The following is a 20,565-nucleotide window of genomic DNA, read 5'->3' as shown; positions in this document are numbered from 1 at the left end:
CGGCGCGATGCCCCGGTCTCGACGTCGGGGCCCCCTCTCGGCGCGTTCCCCAGGGTCTCGGCGTCGGGGGCGCGCCGTAGGGTGGGGCCGTGACCGATGTGCGGGTGGGCGAGGACGACGTCGCGCGATGCGCATGGGTGGGCGATGACGCCGAGTACCGGCGCTATCACGACGAGGAGTGGGGCGTCCCGCTCCACGGCGACCGGCCGCTGTTCGAGAAGATGAGCCTTGAGGGCTTCCAGGCCGGCCTCTCGTGGATCACGATCCTGCGCAAGCGCCCGCACTTCCGCGAGGTGTTCGCCGGGTTCGAGCCCGCGGCGATCGCGGCGTTCGACGAGACCGACGTCGAGCGGCTGATGCAGGACGCCGGGATCATCCGCAACCGCGCGAAGATCGACGCGACGATCTCCAACGCGCGGCTCATGCTCGACCTTCAGCCCGGCGAGCTGGATGCGTTCCTGTGGGGGTTCGCCCCGGCATCCGCTTCCCCCCGCCCACGTACGTTCTCGGACGTCCCGGCGACGACTCCCGAGTCGGTGGCGATGAGCAAGGCGCTGCGCAAGCGCGGGTTCCGCTTCGTCGGCCCGACCACGATGTACGCGCTGATGCAGTCGGCGGGCATGGTCGATGACCATGTGGTGGGATGCTGGCGCGCACACTGACCGGCCGTCTACCTCGCGACGGCTATTGCACCAGGGAGTGCTCCGGCGTGACGACCGCCGTGAACTGACGGAAGATATCGGTCGCTGTGGGCGCGGACTGATCGCCGTCCTGACTCGTCGTCGTGTAGACCACCATCGTCCAACCCTCCTCGGGGAACGTCCCCCCGGCCCCGAAGTAGCCGGACAGGCCCGGATTGAGGAACATCCAGCCGTCCAGCTGGAGGAATCCCATCGCCCAGTACTGCTGGTCGGTGAACCGACCGAGTCCGGCCGTGCTCGGGGCGAACTGCAGGTCGTGCAGTTCCGGGCTCAGGAGCGTTCCTTCGCCCAGTGCGTCCAGGAAGACCGCCACGTCCGCTTGATCGGCGCCCACGCCGCCCGCCGTGTAGGTCCACGTCGGGCTCCAGTTCGTGACGTCCTCCCAGACCCCCCGCTCGTCGCTGTAGCCGTGCAGCACGGGCGAGGGCCAATCGGCGTCGAAGGCCGCGGTCGAATCGTCCATCCCGAGCGCGTCGAACACACCTTCTCGGAGCAGCTCGCCGACTGGACGCCCGGAGACCTCCTCCACCACCTGCTGCAGGATGAGCGTGTTGGTGTCGGAGAACAGCCAGTCCGTACCGGGTGTGAACACCGGACCGCCTGCGACGCCGATGTCGACGAGATCCTGGATCGGCCACTGCTGGAACGGATCCGCCCACAGGCGATCGAGGAACGCCGGGATCTCGGTGTAGTGCGGGTAGCCGCTCGTGTTGTGCAGCAGCATGTCGATCGTGACCTGCTCGGAGGCGGGCAGGTCAGGGAACCAGTCCGAGAGCGGGTCATCGAGCGACAGCCGGCCGGCCTGCACCTGTTGGAGCACCACGGTGGTGAACATCGGCGTGGAGAGGTTGCCGAGCAGGTGGTGCATGTCGGGGGTCGCCGGCACACCGGTCATCGATTCTCCGAGCGCGCCGATCAGCACCGGATCACCGTTGTGCCACACGCCCGCGATCGTCGCCTTCAGCTGCGCGTCGGTGAACTGCGTGTGCAGGATGCGACTGAGATCATCGGCCAAGGGGTCATCGGCGAGGCACAGGTCATCGCGCGGGTTCGTACCGGCCGGGCACTCGGAGCCGGCCACGGGAACCGGCGTCGCGCTCGTGCCTGTCGTCGGCGACGGAGCGGGTCCGGCGGTGCAGCCGGCGAGGATGCCCGCCATCGCCAGGACGATCACAGACGCACGCTTCATGGGGGAACTGTAGCGCCCGACCCGCTTCACCTCGCCGTCAGATCGTCGAAAACGGATAACTCATCCGTTTTCGGCGTAGACTGACGTCATGACTCTCCGGGCCGACGCCGCGCGCAGTCGCGAGCGGATCCTCGCGGCGGCGCGCAGCCACGACGTGCGGGCGCTTCGGCTCAACGATGTCGCCCGCGACGCCGGCGTGGGCATCGGAACGGTCTACCGGCACTTCCCGACCGTGCACGCCCTCATCGAGGCGCTGAGCATCGACTCGCTCGGCCGCCTGCAGGACGCCTCTGAGGCGGCGGCGCGCAACCCCGATCCGCTGAGCGCGCTTCATGGCTTCCTCCGCGCGGCGCTGCTGCTGCAACTCGAAGATGCGGGCCTTGAGGCGGTTCTGATCGACCTCGCACGCACGGATCCCGTCGTGCACAGCGAGTGCGCGGCCGCCCGCGCCGAGGTCTTCGCCGGCTACACCGCCGTCCTGACGCGCGCGCAGCGCGCCGGCGTCGTCCGTGAAGACGTCTCGCCGGCCCAGCTGCAGCGTCTCGTCTGCGGCGTGGAGCACGCCGTGCGTCTCGGCGCGCCCGATGACCGCAGCATCCTGCTCGACATCCTCCTGGCGGGCATCGGCCCCCGAACGCAACAGATCCCGGCCGTCGCGGCCTGCTGAAAGGACCACCGTGGACTACGGACACCGACTCGAGTTCGGCGCATTTCTCACTCCGGCGGCTGCGAACCCCGAAGCCCCCGTGCTGCTCTCGCAAGTTGCGGAGGCATCGGGTCTCGATCTCGTCACCTTCCAGGACCACCCGTACCAGCCGGCGTTCCTCGACACCTGGACGCTCATGAGCTTCGTGGCCGCGCGCACCGAGCGCATCCGCATCGCGCCGAACGTGCTCAACATCCCGCTGCGCCCGCCGGCGGTCATCGCGCGTGCCGCGGCGAGCCTCGACCTGCTCTCCGGGGGGCGATTCGAGCTCGGCCTCGGCGCCGGCGGATTCTGGGACGCGATCGAGGCGATGGGCGGCACCCGCCTCACGCCCGGTCAGGCGGTGACCGCCCTCGGCGAGGCGATCGATGTGATCCGGGAGCTCTGGGACACCGAGGAGCGTCGCGGGGTCTTCACCGACGGGACATACCACCGCGTCCACGGCGCCAAGCGCGGGCCTCGACCGGCCCATTCGATCCCGATCCTGATCGGCGCCTACAAGCCGCGGATGCTGGCTCTGACCGGTCGGCAGGGCGACGGCTGGCTGCCCTCCCTCGGTTACATGCAGCCGGGCGACCTCGGCCGCGGCAACGCCGCCATCGACGAGGCAGCGGCCTCCGCCGGACGCGACCCGCGGGAGATCCGCCGGCTGCTGAACATCGGTGTGCTGGCCGCCGATCCGCGAGAGTTCGCCGAGCGGATCGCGCAGCTGGCGATCGAAGACGGCATCTCCACCTTCATCCTCGCCGGCGACGACCCGCGCCTGCTCCGGGCGTACGGGGAAGAGGTGGCGCCCGCGGCCCGCGAGCTCGTGGAGCGCGAGCGCGCCGCGAACGGCACCGCGGAGGTCTCGGCACGCTCCGCCGCCGCACTCTCAGCCCGCCGGGAGGGCATCGCCTACGACGACGTCCCCGCCGGCCTCGTCGCCATCGAGCCGGGCGACTTCGGCTATGCCGACGTGCGCGCCACGTACATGCGCGGCGGGCGGCCAGGCATCGTGCTGCAGCCCGATTCGCCGCAGCAGGTCGCCGACGCGGTGGCCTTCGCGCGCAGGCATCCGACCCTCCCCCTCTCCGTCCGCAGCGGCGGACACGGCATCAGCGGACGCAGCACCAACGACGGCGGCATCGTGATCGATCTGCGGCACCTGAACGCCATCGAGGTGCTCGACGAGGCGCGCCGGCTCGTGCGCATCGGGCCGGGCGCGCGCTGGATGGAGGTCGCTGCGGCGCTCGGAGAGCACGGGTGGGCGCTCAGCTCCGGAGACTACGGCGGTGTCGGGGTCGGCGGCCTCGCGACAGCCGGCGGCATCGGATTCCTGGCCCGCGAGCACGGCCTGACCATCGACCACCTGCGCGCCGCGCAGATCGTGCTGGCCGACGGCTCGATCGTGCGGACCGACGCGCAGACCCGGCCAGACCTGTTCTGGGCCATCCGCGGTGCGGGATCCAACATCGGCATCGTCACCTCGTTCGAGTTCGAGGTCGACGAGATCGGCGAGGTCGGCTGGGCGACACTGGCGCTCCAGGTCGAGGACACCGCGGAGTTCCTCGAGGGATACGGCCGCATCGTCGAAGCATCTCCGCGTGATCTCACCGCGTTCCTGCTGATGGGCGGACGCCGGCCGGGCCAGCCGCAGGTCGCCCAGCTGTTCGCGTTGGTCGATTCCGACGACCCGGACACGATCATCGCGCGGCTGCAGCCGTTCGCCGAGCTGGGACCGATCGTGCAGCAGTCCGTGCAGCTGACGACGTACGCACAGGTCATGGCGAACGCCGACCTCGGACCCCAGCACGGCTCCGGCGAGCCGTATTCGCGCTCGGCGCTGGTCGCGCACATCACGCCCGGCTTCGCCGAGGCGGCGGAGCGGATGCTGGAGGCCGGCGACTCCTCCTTCTTCCAGTTGCGCTCGGTCGGCGGCGCCGTCGCCGACATCCCGGAAGGGGCCACCGCCTACGCGCACCGCTCGGCGAACTTCTCGGTCGTGGCGCTCGGCTCTCGGGGGCGGCTCGACGCCTCCTGGGAGGCGCTGGCCGAGCACACTCGGGGGATGTACCTGAGCTTCGACAGCACGCTGCGCCCGGAGCGCATCGACGAGGCGTTCCCGCCGGCCACGCTTGCCCGGCTGCGTGCGATCAAGGCCGAGGTGGATCCTCACGCGATCTTCGTCGACAACTTCGCGGTCGGCACGGAGCAGGATCGAGGAAGCAGGCTGTCCGCATAAGCGGCAAGACTGAGGGCTAGTCTGATTCGCCGGAGGAACCGACATGCCCGAAGCCGCCCATATCGCCGATTCGCACGAGGTCATCCGTGTCGTCGGCGCCCGCGAGAACAACCTCAAGAACGTCAGCGTCGAGATCCCGAAAAGGCGGCTGACCGTCTTCACCGGAGTGAGCGGGTCCGGCAAGTCCTCGCTCGTGTTCGGCACGATCGCCAGCGAATCGCAGCGGCTCATCAACGAGACGTATCCGACCTTCGTCCAGCAGTTCATGGGCCAGCTCAACCGCCCCGAGGTCGACGCGCTCGAGAACGTCAGCCCCGCGATCATCGTCGATCAGGAGCGCATGGGGGCCAACTCGCGCTCGACCGTCGGGACGGCAACCGACGCGCAGGCGATGCTGCGCATCCTCTTCAGCCGACTCGGCCAGCCGCACGTCGGCTCGCCGCAGGCGTTCTCCTTCAACATCCCGTCGGTCACCGGCGCCGGCGCGGTCACCTTCGAGAAGGGCGGCAAGAAGGTCAAGGAGCGCCGGTCGTTCGAGATCACCGGCGGCATGTGCCCGCGCTGCGAAGGGCTGGGCGAAGCGAGCGACATCGACCTCGCCGAGATCTTCGACCGCTCCAAGTCGCTGGCCGAGGGGGCCATCACCGTCCCGGGGTACAACGTCGACGGCTGGATGGTGAAGGGCTTCACCGAGTCGGGCTTCGTCGATGCGAACAAGCCGATCGCGGACTACACCGAGCAGGAGCTGCAGGACTTCCTCTACAAGGAGCCCACGAAGGTCAAGATCTCGAACATCAACATGACCTACGAGGGACTCATCCCCAAGCTGACGAAGTCGATGCTCCAGAAGGATCGCGATTCGCTGCAGCCGCACATCCGGGCGTTCGTCGATCGGGCGGTCAAGTTCACCGCATGCCCCGAGTGCAACGGCACGCGCCTGAACGAAGGCGCGCGCTCATCGAAGATCCAGGGCATCAACATCGCGGATGCCGCGGCGATGCAGATCACCGACCTCGCGGCGTGGCTGGCGACGGTGGGCGATCCGGAGGTCGCCCCGCTGATGATCGGTCTGCGGGCCACGATCGACTCCTTCGTCGACATCGGGCTCGGCTACCTCTCGCTCGATCGGTCCTCCGGAACGCTGTCCGGCGGCGAAGCGCAGCGCACGAAGATGATCCGCCACCTGGGCTCCGCCCTGACGGACATGAGCTACGTCTTCGACGAGCCGACCGCAGGGCTGCACCCGCACGACATCCAGCGGATGAACGCGCTCCTGAAGCTCCTCCGCGACAAGGGCAACACGGTGCTGGTCGTCGAGCACAAGCCCGAGGTGATCGAGATCGCCGATCACATCGTCGATCTCGGTCCTGGTGCGGGTCGCTCCGGCGGCGAGATCCAGTACACCGGTGACGTCGCGGGACTCCGCGCCTCCGGCACCATCACCGGTCGCCACCTCGACGACCGGGCGCGCCTGAAGGACGCGACGCGTGCGGCGACGGGTCACCTCGAGATCCGCGGCGCCACCCAGCACAACCTCAAGCAGGTCGACGTCGACATCCCGCTCGGCATCCTGACGGTCGTCACCGGCGTCGCCGGCTCGGGCAAGTCATCGCTCATCCACGGCAACGTGCCCGCGTTCGACGATGTGGTCGTGGTCGATCAGGCGCCCATCAAGGGGAACCGGCGAAGCAGCCCGGCCACCTACACCGGCATCCTCGACACGATCCGCGCGGCATTCGCGAAGGCCAACGGCGTGAAGCCGGCCCTGTTCAGCGCCAACTCGGAGGGCGCATGCCCGGCCTGCCGGGGCCTCGGCGTCATCATCACGACGCTCGGGTTCACCCAGACCGTCGAGACGCTGTGCGAGCTGTGCAACGGATCGGGCTTCAGCGACGAGGTGCTGGAGTACGAATTGGAGGGCAGGAACATCGCCGAGGTGCTCGCGATGTCGGCATCCGAATCGGCGGAGTTCTTCGCTCCGTTCAAGGCGATGAAGCCCGCCCACACCATCCTGGTGCGCATGATCGACGTCGGCCTGGGCTACATCACCCTCGGGCAGGCGCTGAACACCCTTTCCGGCGGCGAACGACAGCGACTGAAGCTGGCGATCAGCATGGCCAAGAAGGGTGCGATCTATGTGCTGGACGAACCCACGACCGGTCTGCACCTGGCCGATGTCGAGAACATGCTCGGGATGCTGGACCGCCTCGTCGAAGCGGGCAACAGCGTCATCGTGATCGAGCACCACCAGGCGGTGATGGCGCACGCGGACTGGATCATCGACCTCGGCCCGGGGGCCGGCCACGACGGGGGGCTGATCGTCTTCGAAGGAACCCCGTCCGACCTCGTCGCCTCCGGCCAGACCCTGACCGCGACGCACCTGAAGGCGTACGTCGGCGGCTGAGCCGCGGCGGGAGCCTTCTTCCGGCGGCCGCCCGGACATGGGTATTGCTCCCCATCACGCTCGTTAGGACTGCCGTTTTGGCCAAGGTAGGCTGTCCGAACGCCCGCGCGGGGAGGCCGGAGATTGTCATGAAGTCGTTCCAATGGCTTCGAGCGCACCCACGAGCCGTCGCATCCACGAGCGCCGTGACCGTGGCCGCGGTGACCCTGACGACGATGGCCTTCGTCTACCAGGGATTCCCCACCACCGAAGTCGATCTGCACGACGGCGGCGTCTGGGTGACCAAGCAGTCCAGCCTGCTCGTCGGGCACTTCAACCACGAGTCGCAGGTCCTCGACGGCGGACTCCGCACCACCAGTGACAGCTTCGACATCCTGCAGTCCGGCTCGTCGGTCTTCGTCGTGGACAACACCGACGGCTCCCTGACCGCAGTCGATCCGGCCATGGTGGCGCTGACCGATTCGGCCGAGATCCCCGCGGGCGCCGACGTCGCGCTCGGCGGCTCCACCGTCGCGATCCTCGATCCGAGCTCCGGTGACCTGTGGGTGACCGCGGCGGACGAGGTCGGCTCGTTCGAGGTGCAGGGCACCGACCCGATCTCCTCGCTCGGCGAGGGCGCCGATGTCACGGTGGGCGTGGACGGCACGGTCTACGCGGTCTCTGCCGAGGACAAGCAGCTCGTCACGGTCCGGCTGGAGGCCGGGCAGGCAACCGACCCCCAGACCCGATCGCTCGACGATCTCGAGGGCAAGGGCGAGGTGAACGTCACGGCCGTCGGTTCCACGGCCGTGGTGCTGGACGCGGACGCGGGCATCGTCCTCACCTCGGACGGCCGCACGCTCGAGGTCCCCGGCGGCGATGCCGCGGTGCTGCAGCAGCCGTCGACCGTCTCGGATGCGGTGAGCATCGCCACGTCCGACGCGCTCGTACGCGTGCCCTTGGACGGGTCCGAGATCTCCGAGATCGCCGCCGGCGCCTCGGGCGACGCCGCGGCTCCGGTGTTCCTCAAGGGGTGCACGTACGCCGCGTGGTCCGGATCGGCGAAGTTCGTCCGCGACTGCATCGGCGACGCGGATGACCTCGAGAGCGACATCGACGGCGTCGATGCGGAGACGGTGCTGCAGTTCCGAGTGAACCGTGACGTCGTGGTGCTCAACGACATCATCGGCGGCGCGGCCTGGATGGCCAGCGACAGCATGCAGCGCGTGGACAACTGGAACGAGATCACGCCGCCGGAGGGCGACGCCGAAGAGGACGAGCAGACGACCGAGGAGACGGTCGAGACGACGCTCCCGGAGCGCACCGACGTCAACAGCCCGCCGATCGCCACCGATGACGAGTTCGGCGTCCGGCCCGGCCGGACCACCGTGCTGCCCGTGCTCGACAACGACAGCGATGCCGATGGCGACGTGCTCACAGCATCCCTCCCCGACGGCGATCCGTCGCTGGGCGTCGTACAGCCCATTAACAACGGCGCGGCCCTCCAGATCGCGCTGCCCGAGGATGCCTCGGGCAGCGACTCGTTCGTCTATGAGATCGACGACGGCCGCGAGGGGACCGCGACGGCGACCGTGCGGTTGAACGTGCACGACTGGGACACGAACGCCGGGCCGACGCAGAAGCGCATCACGACGGTGACCGTGGAAGCCGGCGGCACCGTCTCGTACAACGTGCTGCCGGACTGGATCGACCCGGACGGCGACGACATCTTCCTCGGTTCCGTGGCGCCGGCCGAGGGCGACGAGGCCGACTTCACCTCGGACGGCCGTATCACCTACCGGGCGATCGGCATCACGCAGGGACGCAAGGACGTCCCGATCATCGTCTCGGACGGCGACAAGGTGACCGAGGGCATCGTCCGCTTCGATGTGCGCCCGGTCGGCTCGACCGTTCCGGTCACCAACGCCGACCACTACGTGGTGCGCGCCGGGCAGACCGTCACGGTCGCCCCGCTCGCCAATGACACCAGCTCCAGCAGCGAGCCCCTGCGGCTCACGCGTGTGGACGAGGTCGAAGGCGCCACCGTCGTCCCGGACTTCGCGAACAAGACGTTCTCGTTCTCGTCCGAGATCCCCGCCGTCTACTACGTGCAGTACCTGGTCTCTGCGGGGGCGAACGCCGTCCCGGGAATCGTGCGCATCGACGTCCAGGCGGAGAGCGACACTACGCTGCCGCCGGTCGCCGTCCGTGATGTCGCGCTGCTGCCCAGCGGTGGCGAGGTGCTCGTGAACGTCCTGACCAACGACAGCGATCCGGCCGGCGGCATCCTCGTCGTCCAGTCCGTCACGCTGCCGCCGAACTCGGGCATCGCGGTCGCGGTCCTCAATCACGAGACCCTCCGCATCAGCGATCAGGCGGCGCTGGGCGAGCAGGTGCGCATCACGTACCGGATCTCCAACGGCACCGACACCGCCGAGGGCGAGGTCATCGTCATCCCGGTGCCGGCACCGCCGAAGCTGCGCCCGCCGGTCGCCAACGACGACCAGGTCGTCGTCCGCGCCGGCGACATCGTCACGATCCCGGTGCTGGAGAACGACTACCACCCGAACGGCGACACGATCCACGTGGCTCCCGACCTCATCCCGCCGCTGGTGGATCCGGAGGACGGCGACCTGTTCGTCTCGCAGGACACCCTGCGCTTCCGCGCCGGGACCGAGCCCGGGACCGTCTACGCGACGTACGAGGCCGTGGACAGCACCGGTCAGCGAGACGCCGGCTACGTCACGATCCAGGTGCTGCCGGTCAACGCCGACACCAACTCCGCACCGCGCCCGCGCGACCTGACCGCGCGGGTCCTGGCGGGCCAGCGCGTCCAGATCGCCGTGCCGCTGGACGGAATCGACCAGGACGGCGATTCGGTCGAGCTGCTCGGGCTCGCCTCAGCGCCGGCCAAGGGACGCATCCTCGAGACCGGCCCCAACTTCCTCGTCTACGAGGCGTTCCAGGACTCGTCGGGGCTCGACGTCTTCACCTACCGCGTGCGCGACAACCTCGGCAAGGAGGCGACCGCGCCCATCCGGCTCGGCATCGCTCCACCCGAGTCGACCAACCAGGCCCCGTATGCGGTGAAGGACTCCGTCATCATGCGGCCCGGTCGAACCGTCGCGGTGTCCGTGCTGCTGAACGACTCCGATCCCGACGGCGATCGCATCTCCCTCGTGAGCGACGGCCTCGTCGTGCCGGACGTCGCGGGACTCTCGGCGAAGGTGCAGAGCGGCCGGGTGGTCGTCACCTCGCCGGACGAGCCGACGCAGACCTCGGTGCAGTACACGATCGTCGACGACCGCGGCGCCGAGGCGAGCGCGGTCCTGCAGATCACCGTCGACGAGGACGTGCCGCTGCTCGGCCCGATCGCCCGTGACGACCGGGTGCGGGCGGAGGACGTCGAGGAGGACACCGTCGACGTCGAAGTCCTCGCCAACGACGAGGACCCCGACGGCACCGCGAGCGCTCTCGAGGTCCAGGTCACCGCCGGCGTCGCGCGCGTCCTGCCCGACGGGAAGCTGCGGGTCACGCTGGGCGAGGCGGCGCAGCTGATCACCTATACGGTCACCGATCGCGACGCGCTCGTGGCGTCCGCCTTCGTCCACGTGCCTTCGCTGGGCTCACTGCCGCCGACGCTCAACGCGAGCGCGAAGCCGATCCAGGTCGCCAGCGGCGAGACCGTCGAGATCCCGCTGTCCACGTACGTCCGCGCCTCCGGCGGCAAGAAGGTCGTGATCACCGAAGCGGCCAAGGTCGCCGCCGTCCACTCCGACGGCGCGGCGCTGGTCAAGGACCAGGGCACTCTCGTCTACACCTCCTCCGCCGGATACTTCGGCCAGGACGCGATCACGTTCGAGGTGACCGACGGCACGGGCCCCGACGACCCCGAAGGTCGCAAAGCCGTCCTGACGCTGCCGATCACGGTGCTCACGCCCGAGAACCAGCCGCCCACCTTCACCGCCGGACAGATCGATGTCGCCCCGGGAGAGGACCCGGCATCACTGGATCTGGGCGCCCTGACGGCCGATCCTGACCCCGAAGACCTGCCGAAGATGCGGTACGGCCTCGTCGGCGGCGCGCCGGCCGGGCTGTCGGCGAACATCGACGGCAAGCGACTCACCGTCAGCGCGGCCTCGAACACGGCGAAGGGGACGACGGCGACCCTCGCGATCCGCATCGACGACGGCACGACCCCGCCCATCGAGGGTTCCGTCACGGTGCGGGTGACCGCGTCGACCCGCGCGATGCCCACCGCGAACGACGACACCGTGGCAGAGGCGCCGCAGGGCAAGCCGGTCAGCGTGCCGGTGCTCGCGAACGACTTCAACCCGTTCCCGGAGACCGCGCTGAAGGTCACCACCGCCATCACGGAGACCGGCCAGGGCGAGGTCGACGTCGTCGGCGACCAGGTGCGAGTGACCCCCGCCTCGACGTTCTTCGGCACCATGGTGGTGCGCTACCGCATCCAGGACGCGACCGGCGACGTCGACCGCGAGGCCGAAGGCCGCATCCGGCTCACGGTCCAGGGCAAGCCCGATGCCCCCGGCACGCCGATCGTCTCCAGCGTCCAGGACCGAACGGTCGTCCTGTCCTGGACGCCGCCGGCCGACAACGGGGCTGCGATCGAGAAGTACACCGTTCGTTCGCTCGCCGGCGGCTACACAAAGACCTGCGCCTCCACGACGTGCACCCTGGACGGGCTGACCAACAACGTCGAGTACAGCTTCGTCGTGACGGCCACGAACCGGGTGAACGAATCCGACCCGTCGCCGGCGTCGCAGACCGCGCGACCGGACGCCCGCCCCGACACTCCGCAGCCGCCGACGCTGGTCTTCGGCGACCGCAGTCTGCAGGTCTCGTGGGTCACCCCGACCACCCCGGGTTCGCCGGTGGAGACCTTCAGCCTGGAGATCTCTCCGGCCCCACCGTCTGGCGTGGCGCAGAAGACCGGCGTCACCGGCAACTCGCTGGTGTGGGAGGGCTTGGAGAACGGCGCGTCGTACCAGGTGCGGGTACGCGCGCACAACCGCGCGCCGGAACCGTCCACGTGGAGCGTGTGGTCGGCGAACATGGTTCCCGCGGCCCCGCCGGCAGCGCCCGCGGCCCCGTCGACGGCGCGACTGGACCCGGTGGGCTCGCAGGCGCAGATGCAGGTCAATTGGACCCCGCCCGCCAACAACGGCGATTCCATCTCGGGGTACGAACTGAACGTCCTGCGCGGGGGATCCTCGGTGCGGACGGTGTCCGTCCCGGCAGGCCAGACCTCGCAGGCGCTCGCGATCGATGCGTCGACCTCCGACTACACCTTCACCGTCCGGGCCCAGAACAAGGCCGGGTGGGGCGCCGTCTCGGCGCCGTCGGCACCGCGGCGCGCCTTCCTCCCTCCGGGAGCTCCGGGAACGCCGTCGGCCACGCCGGGGAACAACCAGGTGTCGGTGACCTACGGCGCGGCTGAAGGCAACGGCGCGAACGCCGGCGAGATCCGCTACCAGTACCAGGTCGGAGCAGGCGGCTGGCGCGACGATTGGGTCAGCGGCGGCGGCACGACCACGTCGGGTGTGATCGGCAACGGGCAGGTCGACAACAACGGGACCTACTCGATCTCGGTGCGCGCCGTGACGGCGCTCGACGGCGTCACCTATGAGGGCCCAGCATCCGCCGGCTCACCCGGCGTCGCGCCCTTCGGACCCGTGAACACCCCCGGAGCGTCGGCGACCAACAACGGCACGAGTGTCACCGTCGGGTGGTCGGCGCCCGGACTCAACGGGCGCCCGATCACGCGCCTGGAGATCAACATCAACGGCGGAGGCTGGGAGAACGTCGGTGCCTCCGGCGGATCGCGGGTGGTCGGCAATGGCTATCAACAGACGTGGAGCATCCAGGTCCGTGCGATCGACTCAGAGAACCAGACGTCGCAGGTAGCCTCCGCGTCGGCGCGGACCAACGATCCGCCGCCGGTCACCGCACGCGCCGGTAAGGGCGCCTCCGGCAGCTGGCCCGGCCAGTGCGATACGCCCAGCTGCGCCTACATGACGCTGACGGTCGAGAACTTCCCGGCCGGCAACTACATGGTCCGCTGCGCGGACGACAACGGCGGCGTGTTCGGCGGACGCCGGTACGACCTCAGCGGCAACATGACCGTGCAGATGGGCTGCTTCTACGGCAACCCTGGGCGCCAGGCATGGCTCATCATCGAAGGCTGGGGCGAATCGCAGCGAATCACCTGGTACTGACCGGGCCGTCGCGCGATCGACGAGAAAGACCACCCAAGGAGAGACGACACACATGACGATGACCCCCGAACAGGCAGCCTGGTTCCAGGGCACCTTCGCGCGCCTCGTCGACAACGTCGACCAGGCGCTGATCGGCAAACCCGAGGTCGTCAGCCTCGTGCTGGCCGCGATGCTCGCCGAGGGACACGTGCTGCTGGAGGATGCCCCGGGAACCGGCAAGACGAGCCTCGCCAAGGCGCTCGCGGCGACGGTCCAGGGCACGAGCAGCCGCATCCAGTTCACGCCAGACCTGCTGCCCTCCGACGTGACCGGCGTGACGATCTACGACCAGGCCGCACACCGCTTCGAGTTCCATCGCGGTCCGGTCTTCGCCTCGATCGTTCTGGCCGACGAGATCAACCGCGCCTCTCCGAAGACCCAGTCCTCGCTCCTGGAGGTCATGGAGGAGTCCCGCGTCACCGTCGACGGCGTCACGCACGAGGTCGGGCGCCCGTTCCTGGTGATCGCGACGCAGAACCCGATCGAGCAGGCGGGGACCTACAAGCTGCCCGAGGCGCAGCTGGACCGCTTCCTCATCAAGACCTCGATCGGCTACCCCGACCTCGCCGTCGCGGAGCGGATCCTCGCTGGCGCCTCCGACCGCAACCCGTCGGCGCGCCTCTCGGCGATCATCACCACCGGGGCGGTGGCCGACATGGCCGATCTCGCCGCCACAGTGTTCGTCGAGCCGTCCGTGCTGCGCTACACCGCCGAGCTGGCCGAGGCCACTCGCACTGATCCGGCGGCGCGCGTCGGCGTCTCGGTCCGCGGGTCGCTCGCGATGATCCGGATGGCCAAGGTGTGGGCGGCCGTGCACGGCCGGCACTTCGTCATCCCCGATGACATCAAGCTGCTCGCGGCGCCGGTCTGGACCCACCGACTGGTCCTGGACCCGGAGGCCGAATTCTCCGGCATCACCCCCGACACGGTCATCTCCCGCGTCCTCGCGGGCGTCGCCGCGCCGCAGGCGAGGTCCGCGGCCTGATGACGACGCACGTGGCGGCGCCTCCTGCCGCTGCTGTGGAGGGCACAGCGGCGGAGCGGGCGGGAGATCTGCTCTCCCGGCTCGGCCGTCGCGCGCGCTCGATCGCCTCGATCGCCCGCCCGATCACCTGGGTGCTCCTGGCAGCCGCACTCGGGCTGTGGCTCGGCGGGCTGATCCTCGGCTGGCGTGAACTGGTCATCGCCGCCGTGGTCATCACCGCGGTCCTCGCCCTCTGCACCCTGTTCCTCATCGGCCGCACGGCCTACGAGGTGACGCTGGATCTGAACCGGACCCGGGTCGTCGTCGGCGAGCGGGCCATCGGCGCGCTGACCCTGGCCAACGGCGGCTCCCGCGCCATCCTTCCGTCCCGCGTCGTCCTGCCGGTCGGCGCAGGGCGAGGCGTGTTCGACGTGGGCCGTCTCGCCGCCGGCGACTCGGTGGAGGAGCTGTTCGCGATTCCGACGCAGAAGCGCGGCATCCTGCAGGTCGGCCCGGTCGCCGTGCTGCGCGGCGATCCGCTCGGGCTGTTCGAGCGCTTCCATCGCCGCGACGCGCCGGTAGACCTCTTCGTTCATCCCCGCACCGTGCTCTTCGACGGGCAGTCGCTGGGGTTCCTTCGCGACCTCGAGGGCCTTCCCGCCACCGATCTGTCTCCGGATGATGTCTCCTTCCATGCCCTGCGCGAGTACCACCCGGGGGATGACCTGCGCCACGTGCACTGGAAGTCGACCGCCCGCACGGGCACGGTGATGGTCCGCCAGTACGAGGAGACGCGTCGATCGCACTTCGTGATCGCCCTGTCGCGTCAGCCCGCCGACTACCGCGAGCCCGAGGAGTTCGAGCTGGCGATCTCGGCGGCCGGATCGCTCGGGCTGCGTGCGCTGCGCGACTCGCAGCGGGTGGAGGTGCGCGTGCAGGGCAGGGCGCTCCCGGCAGGCAGCGGCAAGCAGTTCCTCGATTCGCTGTCGGGTCTGCAGCACTCCTCCCCGCGCGAGGGGAGCATCGTCGAACTCGCGGGCGTCGTCGGCGCGGACCTGGCCCTGGCCAGCGTGGTCGTGCTGGTGTGCGGCAGCCGGACGAGCGCTGAGCAGCTGCGCGTCGCATGCTCGCGGCTGCCGTTCGGCGCCCGGGTGCTGGCTGTGGTCGCCGAAACCGGCGCGACCCCGTCGCTGCGCCGGATCGGCGAGGCCGACGTCGTCACCGTCGGCGCGCTGGATCAGCTCGCCGGAGCACTGCGGAAGGTTCTCGCATGAGCGGTCCCGCGCAGCCGGCAGCACGCCAGGCGCTCCCGGCACGCCGCTGGATCCTCGACCTCACCGCCATCGCGCTGCTGCTGGCCGTTCCCATCGCCGGCTTCTGGCCGACGTTCGACGGACCGGGCTACCTGATCGCGGCGCTCGGCGGCGCGGCCCTCGGCCTGGCGATCGCGTCGGCCGGTGCCCTGTTCCGCTGGGGTGTGCTGCTGATCTCGGGCGTGACCGTGCTCGCGTACTTCGTGTTCGGCGCCGCGCTCGCGCTGCCGCACACCGCTCTGGCCGGGGTCATTCCGACGCTGGACACCCTCGGGCAGCTGGCGCTGGGCGCCGTCACGTCCTGGAAGCAGCTTCTGACCACCGTGGCGCCGGTCGCGGCATCCGATGGCCATCTCGTCGTCCCGATGATCCTCTCGCTCCTTGCCGCGGTGCTCGCCGGGTGCCTCGCCCTGCGGGCGCGGCACGCGGCGTGGGCGCTTCTGCCGGTCGCGGTGTTCCTGGCGATCCAGATCGCCATCGGCACCTCGCAGCCGGCGGCTCCCCTTCTCCAGGGTGTCGTCTTCGCCGTGGTGGCGGTCGCCTGGCTGGCGGTGCGTCAGGCCTGGGCGCCGGCATCCACGGTCGTCTCTCTGGGCGGCGAGCGTTCCGCCACGGGCGCTGCGACATCGCGCCGGCTGACAGCAGGGGGGCTCATCGTCGCCGTCGCCGTGCTCGCCGGGGTCGCCACGAACGCGTTCGCCGCACCGACGGGCCCGCGCTACGTGCTGCGCGACGTCGTGATCCCGCCGTTCGACATCCGCGAGTACCCGAGCCCGTTGCAGGCCTTCCGCGGGTACGTCCGCGACAGCGCGGAGGATCCCCTGTTCACCGTCTCTGGCCTGCCCGAGGACGCGCGGGTGCGCGTGGCGACGATGGACGCCTACAACGGCACCGTGTTCAACGTCTCGGACGAGGGCGCCGACTCGTCGAGTGCCTTCACCCCGGTGCGCAGCAACATGTCCGCCGACGCCGAGGGAGCACCCGTATCGATCCGGTTCGAGGTCGAGGACTACAGCAGCGTGTGGATGCCGGATGCCGGCGCGGTCACCAGCGTCGAGTTCGAAGGCGATCGGGCCGACGACCTGCGCCGCACGACGCACTACAACGAAGCGACTGGAACGGCGGTCGTGACCTCTCGGCTGCAGGCGGGGGACGCGTACACGATCTCGACCGTCATCCCTTCCGTCCCCGATGACGGGCAGCTGGCCGATCAGGCGTTCGCGCCGGTGAAGATGCCGCGCTCCGAAGATGCACCGGAAGGCCTCGCCGACATCGCCTCGAAGGCGGTCGCCGATGCGACGACCCCGGTCGAGCAGGTCCGTGCCCTCCAGACGATGCTCTCGCGCGACGGGTTCTTCAGCCACGGGCTCGAGGGCGAGGCGCTCTCCCGCGCGGGCCACGGCGCGCAGCGCATCGCGACCCTGTTCGGCTCGGAGCAGATGGTCGGCGACGATGAGCAGTACGCGACCTCGATGGCGCTGCTGGCAGGCGAGATCGGCATTCCGGCACGCGTGGTGATGGGCTTCTATCCCGACGAAGGGCAGTCCGGCGACGGCGTGTTCACAGCGACCGGGGACAGCCTCCACGCATGGGTCGAGGTCGCCTTCGAGGACGCCGGCTGGGTGCCGTTCGACCCCACACCGCCCGAGGACCAGCTGCCCAACGAGCAGACGACGAAGCCCCGCGCCGACCCCAAGCCGCAGGTGCTGCAGCCGCCGCCGCCCGAGCAGGAGCCGGTCGACTTGCCGCCGATCGTCCCCGATGACCGGGAATCCGAGGACGAGGAGGATGCCGGTGCGCTGGCGTGGCTCCCGATCATCGGGATCGCCCTGGGTTCGCTGGGCGTGCTGGCGCTCCTGGCTGCGCCGTTCATTCTCATCGCCGCGGTGAAGGCCGCTCGCCGTCGCCGTCGCCGTGATGCGGAGCGGGCCTGGGATCGGATCACCGGAGGGTGGGAGGAGGTCGTCGATCGTGCGACCGACTACGGCACGCCGATCCGTCCCGGCGGGACGCGCAGTGAGGAAGCCCAGCTGCTCAGTGCCGCGTTCGCACAGCCCGCGGTCGGCACCCTCGCGATTCGGGCGGATGCCGAGGTGTTCGGCCCGAGCGAGCCGAGCCCCGACGACGTGGCCGAGTTCTGGAAGCAGGTCGACGAGATCGTCGGCTCGATGGGCACCGGTCGATCGAGGTGGAAGCGTCTGCGCGCCCGGTTCAGCCTCCGCTCCCTGCTGGCGGGGACCCGATTCGCCCGCAACCCGAAGGCGCCCGGATGACGGCGCAGGGTATGCTCGCTCCGAGCGTCGCCGCCGTCCTGACCTGGGACGACGGCACGCGCATCGCCGTCTACGTCCGCACCGTCTTCGGGCGCGATCCGGCCACCGAGCCGGGCACGGTGCGCGTGGTCGTGCGCGATGAGACCCTGTCCCTGTCGAAGACGCATTTCGAGGTCGGGTCGGACGACGCCGGAGTGTTCATCGTCGATCGGTATTCGAAGAACGGCAGCGTGCTCGTGCGCGACGGCATCCGGCACCGGCTGATCGCCGGCGCCCAGACCAGCCTGCGGCCGGGCGACCGCCTCGAGTTCGGAGATCGCAGCGTGATGGTGAGCCTCGCATGAGCCGGCCGCAGCCGCCGATCGTGGTCGCGCACGGCGCAGCGACCGATGCGGGTCTGCGCCGCCGCGTGAACGAAGATTCGTTCCTCGCCGCCGCACCCCTGTTCCTGGTCGCCGACGGGATGGGCGGCCACCAGGCCGGCGAGGTGGCCAGTGCCGCGGTGATCGAGGAGTTCGCGCGCCTCGCCGGACTGCCCGCTCTCACGATCGAAGACGTGCAGCTCTCGCTCCGCCACGCTCGGCGACGGGTGGCCGAGCTGCCGCTCGGCGACGGCGCCGGCGCGGGCACGACGCTGTCCGGAGTGGTGGTGGCCAGCATCGAGGGCGAGGGCTACTGGCTTGCTCTCAACCTGGGTGACTCCCGCACCTATCGCCTGAGCGAGGACGTGCTCGAGCAGATCAGCGTCGACCATTCGGTCGTGCAGGAGCTCATCGACAGCGGCGAGCTCGACGAGGCGTCCGCCGCGATCGACACACGGCGCAACGTCATCACCCGCGCGATCGGCGGCGGGAGCGATGCGCAGGCCGACTACTGGCTGATTCCCGCCGACGAGGGCGATCGCATCCTCATCTGCTCGGACGGGCTCTCCGGCGAGCTCGACCGCGCTGCGATCGAGGCCGTGCTGCGTGCGGAATCGGACCCGCAGGCCGCGGCGACGCGCCTGGTCCACGAGGCGATGCTGCGTGGCGGCCGGGACAACATCACGGCGATCGTCGTCGACGCCCTCCAGGTCCGCGCACGCGACCAGCGCACGCCCGAGCGCGATACGTTGCCAGGAGGGGCGGATGCCGCGACCGACGACATCGACAGCGACACCCGGCCCCGCGTAGCAGCAGGGGGGACGAGCTGATGGCGGGATCGGTGCGGTATTCCCGAGGTGGCGCGGCGGTGATCGTGACCGGGTCTGGGCTCGTCGTGGTCGGCGGCGATGCGCCACCGACGCTGGCGTCCCGAGTCTGGGAGGACGTCTCGGCGGGGCGCGGACTGGCCGGCGTCTTGGAAGGGCTCACCGGCGCCTTCGGCACGTCGCTGGCCGCGATCCCGCCATTCGCGGTCGCGTTGTCCGAGAGCGGTTCGGTCCGCCTGGCCGTCCGCGGCGACATGTCCGTCCGGGTCGTCACCGCGACGGGAACCGAGACGATCAGCGGCGCCGGGGTCACCACCTGGAGTGAGCGGGTGCTCGAGGACGTCTTGTCGGTCCACGTGGATACCGCGGACGGCGACGGCGAACCCGCCGTCCTTCCGATCGCGGACGGCGTGGTGCTGGGTTCGACGGTGGACTGGCACCTCGACGGCGCGCAGCAACAGCGCACCGGGTCCACTCCGGGCGGCGAGACGCGCGCTCCGATCGCGCCGGTCGTGCCCCGCATCTCGGCCGGTGCGCCGCAGCCGGTCCGCGGGCCGCTCCCCGACGACACGCGCGCCCCGTCGGCGGGGCCCGCCGCGCCTGCGCTGCAGGCCGCGCCGGTGGCGCAGTCCGCCGCTGCGGATCCGCAGCCGGCCGCCCCGGAGCAGCCGGTCGCCCCTCCCGGCTTCCTGATCGATTCGATTCCGAGCGCGCTCACCATCCCGGACGGCGACACCCTCCTGCCGGCCGACTCGACGCTCGCCGCCGAGGAGGCTCCTTTCTCATCGGGACCGCAGTCAGGGCTCGACGCGCTGTGGGGGGCGACCGTCGCACGCGCGCCCGAGGTGGCCGGCGATCACGACGGCGAGACGATCTCGGTGGCGGAGGCCCGCGCGCTGCGCGCAGCGCAGGGCGGCGACCCGTCGATCCAGTCGCCCGTCCCCCTCGACTCGGCGCCGCCGTCGCTCGCCCCGCCGCGACCAGCGGCACCGGGGCGTCTGCGCCTGTCGACGGGGCAGGAGCTGCTCCTGGACCGCACGGTCGTCATCGGTCGTCGTCCCCGTTCGACGCGCGTCACCGGGACCGACCTGCCGCATCTGGTCGCCGTGGACAGCCCGCAGCAGGACATTTCACGCAGCCATGTCGAGTTCCGCGTCGAGGGCGACAGCATCGTGGCGACCGACCTGCACACCACGAACGGCACGACCCTGCATCGCGCAGGCGTTGATCCGATGCGCCTGCACCCAGGCGAGCCGACCGTCGTGGTCCCCGGCGACGTCGTCGATCTCGGCGATGCCGTGACGGTGGAGATCGTCGCGACCGAGGGAGTCGGGTGAACGTCAAG

Annotated in this window: 12 protein-coding genes; 11 read left to right on the top strand and 1 reads right to left on the bottom strand. The window is 70.3% G+C overall.

All coding sequences use genetic code 11. From position 1 onward, the window contains the following. Positions 1-89: 89 nt before the first annotated feature. Positions 90-662: a DNA-3-methyladenine glycosylase I gene (locus BLT19_RS01425; protein WP_091485263.1), complete on the top strand. Its 573-nt coding sequence runs from the start codon at positions 90-92 to the stop codon at positions 660-662. A gap of 22 nt (positions 663-684) precedes the next feature. Here BLT19_RS01425 and BLT19_RS01420 read toward each other — a convergent pair whose 3' ends face one another. Then, positions 685-1,890 (bottom strand): serine hydrolase domain-containing protein, encoded by a 1,206-nt coding sequence (locus BLT19_RS01420; RefSeq protein ID WP_157681726.1) that lies wholly within the window; start codon positions 1,888-1,890, stop codon positions 685-687. An 88-nt stretch (positions 1,891-1,978) separates the two neighbouring features. Between BLT19_RS01420 and BLT19_RS01415 the strand changes: the two genes are divergently transcribed. The 10 genes from BLT19_RS01415 to BLT19_RS01370 all read left to right on the top strand — a co-directional run bounded on the left by BLT19_RS01415 (position 1,979) and on the right by BLT19_RS01370 (position 20,557). After that, a complete protein-coding gene (locus BLT19_RS01415) occupies positions 1,979-2,557 on the top strand; it encodes a TetR/AcrR family transcriptional regulator (RefSeq protein WP_091485257.1) in 579 nt (192 codons plus the stop codon). Between the two features lie 10 nt (positions 2,558-2,567). Further along, positions 2,568-4,820 carry an LLM class flavin-dependent oxidoreductase gene (locus BLT19_RS01410; protein WP_231917736.1) on the top strand — a complete coding sequence of 751 codons (2,253 nt, stop codon included), beginning with the start codon at positions 2,568-2,570 and terminating at the stop codon, positions 4,818-4,820. A 43-nt stretch (positions 4,821-4,863) separates the two neighbouring features. Next, complete coding sequence (locus BLT19_RS01405; RefSeq protein ID WP_091485251.1) at positions 4,864-7,224, top strand: ATP-binding cassette domain-containing protein; 2,361 nt, start codon at positions 4,864-4,866, stop codon at positions 7,222-7,224. A 128-nt stretch (positions 7,225-7,352) separates the two neighbouring features. Next, the gene (locus BLT19_RS01400; protein ID WP_091485249.1) at positions 7,353-13,442 is read left to right on the top strand and encodes an Ig-like domain-containing protein; all 6,090 of its coding nucleotides are present in this window, start codon (positions 7,353-7,355) and stop codon (positions 13,440-13,442) included. A 52-nt stretch (positions 13,443-13,494) separates the two neighbouring features. After that, a complete protein-coding gene (locus BLT19_RS01395; protein ID WP_091485247.1) occupies positions 13,495-14,466 on the top strand; it encodes an AAA family ATPase in 972 nt (323 codons plus the stop codon). Continuing rightward, positions 14,466-15,719 (top strand): DUF58 domain-containing protein, encoded by a 1,254-nt coding sequence (locus BLT19_RS01390; protein ID WP_091485244.1) that lies wholly within the window; start codon positions 14,466-14,468, stop codon positions 15,717-15,719. The genes BLT19_RS01395 and BLT19_RS01390 overlap by 1 nt, the downstream gene beginning before the upstream one ends. Next, positions 15,716-18,031: a transglutaminase-like domain-containing protein gene (locus BLT19_RS01385; protein ID WP_091485241.1), complete on the top strand. Its 2,316-nt coding sequence runs from the start codon at positions 15,716-15,718 to the stop codon at positions 18,029-18,031. Before BLT19_RS01390 ends, BLT19_RS01385 begins: the two co-directional genes overlap by 4 nt. Further along, entirely contained in the window at positions 18,028-18,375 is a 348-nt protein-coding gene (locus BLT19_RS01380) for an FHA domain-containing protein (protein ID WP_091485239.1), read from the top strand. The genes BLT19_RS01385 and BLT19_RS01380 overlap by 4 nt, the downstream gene beginning before the upstream one ends. Then, positions 18,372-19,223: a PP2C family protein-serine/threonine phosphatase gene (locus tag BLT19_RS01375; RefSeq protein WP_091485237.1), complete on the top strand. Its 852-nt coding sequence runs from the start codon at positions 18,372-18,374 to the stop codon at positions 19,221-19,223. Before BLT19_RS01380 ends, BLT19_RS01375 begins: the two co-directional genes overlap by 4 nt. After that, entirely contained in the window at positions 19,223-20,557 is a 1,335-nt protein-coding gene (locus tag BLT19_RS01370; RefSeq protein WP_091485235.1) for an FHA domain-containing protein, read from the top strand. Before BLT19_RS01375 ends, BLT19_RS01370 begins: the two co-directional genes overlap by 1 nt. The last annotated feature ends 8 nt before the right edge of the window (positions 20,558-20,565 follow it).

It is taken from the genome of Microbacterium pygmaeum (genome assembly GCF_900100885.1).
GTDB lineage: Bacteria > Actinomycetota > Actinomycetes > Actinomycetales > Microbacteriaceae > Microbacterium > Microbacterium pygmaeum.
Note: the sequence above shows the minus strand (reverse complement) of the source record. Positions and strands in the feature narration are given on the sequence as shown.